Raw genomic sequence first — 2839 nt, 5'->3', positions numbered from 1 at the left:
AACTCGGTGAGGGAGATGTTCGGCATGGTGTGCTTTCGGGTGTCGGGGGCAGCTCAGGAACGGTGAAAGGTGTAGCCCGCGTGATGCAAGACGCCATCGGTGAATTCGCCGAAGGCCCAGAATCCGAGGTCGTCGCGGTAGTCGATGCGGTCGCCGGTGATCCAGTACGAGCCCTGGTAGGCGTGCGGGCGTCCGCCGCGGGTTTCGTCGTAGCGACCGTCCGCGGTCAGGTGCTGATGCACGAAATCGTTCTCGTCGATCCAGGTGCCGAGATAACGGTCCGCGGAGGCGGTGTGGGCAACCTCGATATCTGCTGCACGGCCGGCGTCGACCGGGTGTCCGTCCCACAGGACGATCTCACCGTCGACGACGAGCACGAGCGAAATGTCGGGGGCGGCGAGGAATCGGTGCAGCGCGGCGGACCCCGATTCTCCGGATACGGCGGACAGGATCGCGAAACCGGCCGGATTGCCGGGTGCGATCGCGGTCGGTGACCGGAACGATCTCGGACTCAGGCCACGCAGCCGAGTGGTGTCGACGATTGCCGGCACGATGACGTACCCGGCACAGTCGATGACGATCGCGCCGTCATCATCTGCTGCGGTCAGCAGACCCGGACCGATGCCGACCACGCGAGAACCACCGAGAAGAACATCGCCGCAGTCGAAGTCGCCGATCAATGAATCGCCAGTGATGATCCGGGCGTTGGCGAACAGCAGCGGACGATGCCCGCCGGTGCGGTTGGTGGTGATGAGCTCGAGCAGTTCGGGAGTGAAGGAGGTGATCATGTGTGCTCCAGAATGGGGATTCGAGGACGCCGGGTGGTCCCGGCGAAATCCACTATCCGGCTGGACGGTGCACCGGAACAGGCCGCTGTGTGCCCGGGCGCACCAGAGCCTGGTTCGGACTGAACTCGAGCACGAGGCTCGAGCCCTGCCGCTCCAAGGCATCTCGTGAAAGGAATCTCATGGCCTATCGAACCGCAAGCGACGTAACGGGCACGTTCGATTGCCACGTGCGGTTTGTCGCGGAGGCGAGCGTAGAGAACATCCACACGCCGACAAGCCAGGCGCAGGGTGGCTTGGACGGGACGTTGCCTTCGCCGCGTTGGCGCTAGTGGTGAGGCCTTACGGCCAAGCAATCCCAACCAGGGTGCGACACGGCCTGTCAGCCGCGACGCGGTGAGGCTAGCGTCGTCTCATGAGCTCCACCGAACTGGGAACATTCCTCAAAGCGCGACGCAGCCACGTGCAGCCCACGGATGTCGGCATCACAGCGCAGTCGGGGCGGCGGGTTTCCGGCCTTCGCCGTGAAGAAGTCGCCATGCTCGCCGGCGTCAGCGTCGACTACTACACCCGACTCGAGCAGGGCCGCGAGCGACACCCCTCCCCAGCGGTTCTCAACGCGCTCGCCGGTGCACTCGACCTCGACACCGATCTGCGCGAACACCTGTTCCGCCTCGCCGGCCTGGCACCGACACCGCGCACACCGGTACGGACAACCGTCGACGATTCGCTCCGGCAACTGCTCGCATCCTGGTCGCACACCCCCGCGCTCATCATCAACCGTCAATTGGACGTTCTCGCCTACAACGACCTGGCTGGAGCTCTGTACAGCGGATTCGAACGCATCGACAACATTGCGCGGATGGTCTTCCTCGACCCCTTCGGACGCAATTTCTTCACCGACCGGGACCGCGCAACCACCTCCTGTGTCGCGAACCTTCGGCTTGCTCTCGGTCACACAGGTTCGGCAGATGACGTCCGCGCTCTCGTTCTCCAGGCGCACGCTGCAAGCGCCGAGTTCCGCGAACTGTGGAGCCGGCACGACGTCCGGGGAAAAACTCACGAGGCGAAAGAATTTCGTCATCCTGCCGTCGGCGATCTTCTCCTCGAGTACAACGCTTTCGACGTCCGCAGCGCACCCGGCCACCAACTGATCGTCTACCAAGCTCCCGTCGGCTCGTCCAGCGCCGACAAGCTCCGACTGCTGGGATCCCTCGCGGCGACAACCAGTTCCGACATCCCGTAGATCTGTCGTGCGGTCAGGCAGGAACTGTCCACTCATCACGGTATTCGGACTGTGAACCTTTTCCGAATGGGCGGCAGCGTGTCGCCAGGTGGGGTCATCTGTCGCAGCAGTGGTCAGGTGTGCGGCGACGTTCGTTGTCGTACTCGACGGCGGGTGCTGAGGTGACGCCGCAGCAACAGGCGTGGGAGCATCGGTCGTGATCTCTTCGGGTTTTGAGCCCGGTCGGCGGCGACGGGAGGCCGGATGAATTGGCGGGGTGTGTTGTCGTGGCTGGATGTGTGGGGGCCGTTTGTAGTCCTAGTTGCGTGGGTTGTTCTGGGTGGGCTGGTTTTTGTGCCGGACGCCTTCATTGAGCCGTCGGGCTGGCACTGGTTCCGGTTCGGGTTGTGGGTGTTCGTCGTGGTGGGTGCTGGTTGGGGGTGGGTCCGGAAGCGTCGTGGTGGTGTGTCGGCGAGAATGGTGGCGCCGGAGGATGTTCCGGGGGTGGATGTGGAGGCTGCGGTGGCGTCGTCGTCGGATCGGGTTTCTGCGGTCAGGGTGTTGCGGGAGCGGCATCCGGGTCTGGGGTTGAAGGCCGCTGTGGATCTGGTCGATGGGGTGCTCCGCAGAGATTCGCTCCGAGGCGGGTGACTCGGTCCCTGCGTCTGGTCTCGGGCGGGGGCAGGGCTCCGAAAAAGTTGCATAGTTGCATGCCAGATGCGGTTCCGCTTCGCTGGCGGGGGCCGGTGTCGATCGGTCCTGAACGACACAGGCCGGAAGGGCGCGTGACATGAGTGTCATGAACACGGCCCAGGACACGGCGCGGTTG

At 64.4% G+C, this 2839-nt stretch carries 2 protein-coding genes; one reads left to right on the top strand and one right to left on the bottom strand.

Annotation, left to right across the window (positions count from 1 at the left end):
• Positions 1-53: 53 nt before the first annotated feature.
• Positions 54-788, bottom strand: coding sequence for an Atu4866 domain-containing protein (locus R1101_RS0120435; RefSeq protein WP_016935151.1), 735 nt, complete (start codon positions 786-788; stop codon positions 54-56).
• A gap of 412 nt (positions 789-1200) precedes the next feature.
• Between R1101_RS0120435 and R1101_RS0120430 the strand changes: the two genes are divergently transcribed.
• Entirely contained in the window at positions 1201-2031 is an 831-nt protein-coding gene (locus tag R1101_RS0120430; RefSeq protein ID WP_026003521.1) for a helix-turn-helix transcriptional regulator, read from the top strand.
• Positions 2032-2839: the final 808 nt, after the last annotated feature.

The organism is Rhodococcus sp. R1101, assembly GCF_000278445.1.
GTDB classification, from domain to species: Bacteria; Actinomycetota; Actinomycetes; order Mycobacteriales; family Mycobacteriaceae; genus Rhodococcus; species Rhodococcus gordoniae.
Note: the sequence above shows the minus strand (reverse complement) of the source record. Positions and strands in the feature narration are given on the sequence as shown.

Coding starts and splice junctions, on each gene's coding strand:
- R1101_RS0120435 (WP_016935151.1), bottom strand. CDS start 788: ATGATCACCTCCTTCACTCCCGAACTGCTCGAGCTCATCACCACCAAC.
- R1101_RS0120430 (WP_026003521.1), top strand. CDS start 1,201: ATGAGCTCCACCGAACTGGGAACATTCCTCAAAGCGCGACGCAGCCAC.